Below are 1,711 nucleotides of genomic sequence, written 5' to 3'. Positions count from 1 at the left end.
GGGGGGCCGCCGGTCGCCTCAGGGAGACGGAGTTCTTGGGAAAGGTCAGGCGAGGGGCCGTTATCATAGACAACCACTTTACCGATTTGCCGAAAATAACTGTAGAACAAGCACTCAAGGAACTCGAAAACCATTCAAAGGTTGAGGATCCCACCCATAACCAACACCCATCCAGTCAAGAGACGCTTTTGCCCAGCCAGACCCTGCGCAAGCAGGTGCTACAGGGCTACAGGGATGGCGTTAGAAGCACAACCGGACACTGTTGAGATTTGCCAAGAGCTGGAACGTTCTTAGTTTGACCAGGTTTCTTGACCCAAGCAACAGCATCTCCACGGAAAATCGGCGGGTTTCATCGGCAAAAGAGCGCAATTTTCCCGTAAGACCCAACGAAATTGCCGGATTTCTGTTGTTGGCGTGCTCTCGTGGTTATTGGTGATTGGGTCAGGTTGGCGGTGAAACAGCCTGTGCATTCCAGCCTCTCCTCTCCTTCTGGGAGGTGAGAACGTCAAGAGGCTGTTCGTGACAGCGGCGGGGGGTTCTTGGGGGGATCCGTGCCGGCAAGGGCTGCCAAAAAGGATGCAAAACTCGGCTCCTCGCGAATGAGGTCGAAATAGGGCTCAGAGGAGAGCAAGGGGCGGTAGCGTTCCGGCTCCAGGCGTAGGGCTTGCTCCAAAGCTTGTAGGGCCTGAGGCACTTGGCCTTCCCAGGCGCAGCAGCAGGCTTTGGCGTAGTGAGCCTCGGCATTGTCGGGATCCATCTGCAGGGCCCGATCAAAACTCTGGATGGCCAGCTCGTAGAGGTTCAAGTCCATCAGCACCAGGCCGCGCTGCACCCAGATCTGAGGGCGTTTGGGATCCTGCGCCAGGGCACGGTCATAGCTGTTGAGGGCCTCCATCGGGTTGCCGAGGCGGTGGTGGGCAAGGGCATGGCCGGCCCAGAGAGAGGCCGATTCGGAGCCCAGTTGCAGGGCTCGTTCGTAGCTGGCCAGAGCATCGACGTAGCGCTCTAGGTGAAACAGAGCCAGGCCCCGACTCTGCCAAACTTGGGCATTGACGGGGTTGATGGCGAGGGCTTTCTCGTAGCTGATTAGGGATCCCTGCCACCGTCCCAGAGAGGCTAAGGTTAGCCCGTGCAGGTACCACGTTTCCGGGCTGTCGGGGCTGAGGGCAAGGGCCCGTTCGTAGGCACGTAGGGCTTCTTCGTAGCGGCCCAATTGCCGCAGCGTGTTGGCCTGGTTAAAGCGGGCCTCAAAAAAATCCGGTTTCAGCCGCAGAGCCCGCTCATAGCTGGCCAAAGCTTCTTGATGGCGACCGAGATCGTCCAGCAGAGAACCACGGTTGTTCCAGGCTTCGGGGAAGTCCGGCTTCAGCTCCAGGGCGCGGTCGTAGCTGGCCAGGGCAGCTTGGGCTTGCCCCAGGTGGTCGAGGGTGGTGGCGCGGTTGTACCAGGCAATGGGATCCTGCGGCTGATCTCCCACCGCCTGCTCGAAGGGCTGTAGTTGAGCCGCCTGTTCCGCCGAAAGGGCAGATGGGTCAACCGCCGGGGCCGGCGAAACGGTTGTCGATTCTGGGGAGGCAGCACGCTTCTGCCGCCGCAGCCACCAGGCCCAACCCCCGGCCAAAAGCAACAGGCTCGCCCCCAGCACCAGCACGCCCACGTCGGTCGGGGCAATCACAAACGGCATGACCCACTTCCTGATACATTTACGCTG

The 1,711-nt window shown here is 60.2% G+C and carries 1 protein-coding gene; it reads right to left on the bottom strand.

All coding sequences use genetic code 11. The features are described from left to right. Positions 1 to 505 precede the first annotated feature (505 nt). A partial coding sequence (locus tag NW819_RS14270; protein WP_414414153.1) for a tetratricopeptide repeat protein occupies positions 506 to 1,711 on the bottom strand: 1,206 nt, incomplete at its 5' end.

Source organism: Synechococcus sp. R8-2, assembly GCF_047461715.1.
In the GTDB taxonomy this organism is placed as follows: Bacteria; Cyanobacteriota; Cyanobacteriia; order Thermostichales; family Thermostichaceae; genus Thermostichus.
Note: the sequence above shows the minus strand (reverse complement) of the source record. Positions and strands in the feature narration are given on the sequence as shown.